At 65.8% G+C, this 3,217-nt stretch carries 3 protein-coding genes; 1 reads left to right on the plus strand and 2 read right to left on the minus strand.

Features of this window, described 5'->3' with window-relative positions; all coding sequences use genetic code 11:
- Positions 1-315: 315 nt before the first annotated feature.
- The gene (locus tag GSQ95_RS25775; protein ID WP_133861416.1) at positions 316-1,335 is read right to left on the minus strand and encodes a branched-chain amino acid aminotransferase; all 1,020 of its coding nucleotides are present in this window, start codon (positions 1,333-1,335) and stop codon (positions 316-318) included.
- A gap of 387 nt (positions 1,336-1,722) precedes the next feature.
- Here GSQ95_RS25775 and GSQ95_RS25780 point away from each other — a divergent pair, with 387 nt between their 5' ends.
- Positions 1,723-2,214, plus strand: coding sequence for a hypothetical protein (locus tag GSQ95_RS25780; RefSeq protein WP_178083908.1), 492 nt, complete (start codon positions 1,723-1,725; stop codon positions 2,212-2,214).
- Here GSQ95_RS25780 and GSQ95_RS25785 read toward each other — a convergent pair.
- Positions 2,211-3,212 (minus strand): zinc-dependent alcohol dehydrogenase family protein, encoded by a 1,002-nt coding sequence (locus tag GSQ95_RS25785; RefSeq protein ID WP_158974018.1) that lies wholly within the window; start codon positions 3,210-3,212, stop codon positions 2,211-2,213. The genes GSQ95_RS25780 and GSQ95_RS25785 overlap by 4 nt on opposite strands.
- Positions 3,213-3,217: the final 5 nt, after the last annotated feature.

Here is a 3,217-nt window from a genome sequence, read left to right on the forward strand (position 1 = left end):
GCGGCGAGAGGCCTAACGGGCCATGGACGGCCCGTGTAGGCCGACCCCGGAACGACGCTGGCGTGAGCGGAGGGCCGGATGGTCGGGGCAAGCGCTTTTGGTTACTTTTGTCCGGGGCGCGCAGCCGTGACTGACAAAAGTGACTCGCCCGGGTGGGCGAAACAAAAACCTTCAAAACACTCGATAACGAGCTGGGGCGCAGACGAGTACACAGGAGTGTTGGGCTTCGCTCCGCTCAACCCAACCTACCGCCAACCCCTTCTCCAACGAAAAAGGCGCCCTGAGGCGCCTTTTTCGAACCAAACCAACCCCAAGTCAGACCTTGACGATCCAACCCTCGGGGGCCGGCTTGTCGCCGGTCTGGATGCCGGTCAGTTCCTCGTACAGCTTGCGCGTCACCGGGCCGACGTCGGTCAGGCTGTGGAAGACGTGCAGCTTCTCGCCGTACTGGATGCCGCCGATGGGGGTGATGACCGCCGCCGTGCCGCAGGCGCCGGCTTCGACGAACTGATCGAGCTGGTCGATATGGACATCGCCCTCGACCACTTCCAGGTTCAGCCGCTCGCGCGCCAGGTCCATCAGCGACATGCGGGTCACGCCCGGCAGCACCGATTCGGAGCGCGGGGTGACGAACTTGCCGTCACCGGTGATGGCGAAGAAGTTGGCCGAACCGACTTCCTCGATCTTGCTGTGGGTCAGGGGGTCCAGGTAGATGCAGTCGGCGAAGCCTTCGGCCTTGGCCTGGGCGCCGGGCATCAGGCTGGCGGCGTAGTTGCCGCCGACCTTGGCGGCGCCGGTGCCCTGGGGCGCGGCGCGGTCGTAGCCGGAGATCACGAAGTTGTGCGGGGTCATGCCGCCCTTGAAGTAGGCGCCGACCGGGATGCCGAATACCACGAAGTGAAACTCGGGGGCGGTACGCACGCCGATGTTGTCACCCACGCCGATGACGAAGGGACGCAGGTAGAAGGCGCCGCCGGTGCCGTGGGGCGGAATCCAGGCCTCGTTGGCCTTGACCACCTGCTGGCAGGCGTCGATGAACATCTCGGTGGGGACCGGCGGCATCAGCAGGCGGGCGCAGCTCCTGTGCATGCGCGCGGCGTTGCGATCGGGACGGAACAGGTTGATGGAGCCGTCCTGGCAGCGATAGGCCTTGAGGCCTTCGAAGCACTGCTGGCCGTAGTGGATGGCCGTGGAGCCTTCGCTGATGTGCAGCTGGTTGTCGCGAGTCAGCTCGCCGGGTCCCCAGCTGCCGTTGCGATAGGTGGCGATATAGCGGAAGTCGGTCTTGATGTAATCGAAACCGAGGGTCTTCCAATCGATGTCCGCAGCGCTCATAGATCCTCGCAGTGCTCTCCGGCGGCTAGGCCGGTCGTTTCGTGGTCGGGCCGTACGCCTCGCCGGCGACGGTTCAAGGGGGTGGACGAGGCGGGCTCGTCGCTAGGTTCTGTATGAAAAGTCGCCGAGCGAAGGTCAGGCAAGGCAAAAAATCGGCGAGGAAGCGGAGTTTACGAGGGGTAAATGAGCATTCCGAGCTGATTTCTAACGCGGCATCACCGAGCGCAGGCACTTTTCGTACAGAGCCTAGACTGTGAAAGATACCGCTTATCCGGACCGCTGGGGGCACCTTTCAGCCAATCGGGTCTCCAAAGTCTGAAGCTGGCCCTTTGCCGCCTCGGCCTGCTGCCTCAGGCTGGAGGGTGGGGTCATCACCAGGAGCTCGTTTTGAAAACAATGATGGCGTTGCTGGGTGCCTTGACCCTGCCAACGCTCACGGCGCAGGCCGCCGGTATCTTCACCGATGGATTCGACGCGGCGCTCAATCGCCGGGTCATCGAATGGCGGGGCGCGCCCTCGCCGGAAGGCATCGTCTTCAGCGTGATCGCCAGTCAGTTCAAGACCAGTGCCGGCAACGCCACCACCGATTTTCGCACCCAGCTCTCCACCTTTGGCGACAAGGTGCGCTTCAATGGCTGCAGCGCCAGTCGCTGGGAGATGAATGGCCAGATCTACCTGCCGCTCAAGGGCCAGTACCGCATGGCCGGGCTGGACGAGCGCTACGGTGAATATTTCGTCGCCCAACCCACCCGCCAGGATCTGGAATGGGTGGCCATGAACACCCGCGTTCACTATCGCCTCTGCCGCCTGCGCGAAACCCTGACCGCCGAAGACCTGCAGGGCCTGCGCTGGGTGTTGCAGGCGGCGGAGGCGGATTAGTCGAAGCGGGTGATGACGGTCACCCCGGTGCCTGCGAAGGTATCCATCTGCATCAGCGCCGCGCTGGACTCGGCCAGGCTGATCTCGCGGCCGATCAGCTGCTCCGGCGCCAGGCTGCCCTGGCGCAGCATGGCCATCAGCACGTCGTAGCGATGGGCCTGCATGCCGTGGCTGCCAAGGATCTCCAGTTCCCGGGCGATCACCAGGTTCATCGGCAATGCCGGGGTCGCCTGGTCACCCAGCAGCAGCCCGACCTGGACGTGCTTGCCGCGCTTGCGCAGGCAGGCGATGGAATTGCAGCAGGTGGTGGGATGGCCGAGGGCGTCGAGGGAGAGGTGCGCACCGCCGCCGGTGAGTTCCTGCACCGCCTCGGGCACGCTGGCCACCTGGGTGGCATCGATCGTCGCCACCGCGCCGAGACGACGCGCCAGGGCCAGCTTGTCGGCGGTGATGTCGATGGCCACCACCTGGGCGCCCAGGGCGCGGGCGATCATGATCGCCGAGAGGCCGACACCGCCGCAGCCGTGCACCACCACCCACTGGCCAGCGCTGACCCGCCCCTGATCGACCACCGCGCGAAAGGCCGTCACGAAGCGACAGCCGAGGCTGGCCGCCGTGGCGAACTCGAGCTGCTCGGGCAAGGCGACCAGATTGAGATCGGCCTGGTGGATGCCGACGTACTGGGCGAAGGACCCCCAGTGGGTGAAGCCGGGCTGGAACTGGTGATCGCAGACCTGCTGGTGGCCGGCATGGCACTGCGGACAGGCGCCACAGCCACCGACGAAGGGCACCGTCACCCGGTCGCCGATGCGCCAGAGGGTCACGTCCCTGCCTACCGCCTCGACCACCCCGGCCAGTTCGTGGCCCGGCACATGGGGCAGCTCGATGTCGCTGTCGTGGCCGACCCAGCCGTGCCAGTCGCTGCGGCAGACGCCGGTGGCCATGACCTTGAGCACGACGCCGTGGGGCTCGGGGGTGGGGTCGGCGCTGTCTCTTATACACA

Origin of the sequence: Pseudomonas sp. BAV 4579 (assembly GCF_009765395.1) — a bacterium.
Classification (GTDB): Bacteria; Pseudomonadota; Gammaproteobacteria; order Pseudomonadales; family Pseudomonadaceae; genus Chryseomonas; species Chryseomonas aestiva.

What these genes read in the sequence shown, in the direction of transcription:
- GSQ95_RS25775 (WP_133861416.1), bottom strand. Translation starts at nt 1,335, where the DNA reads ATGAGCGCTGCGGACATCGATTGGAAGACCCTCGGTTTCGATTACATC.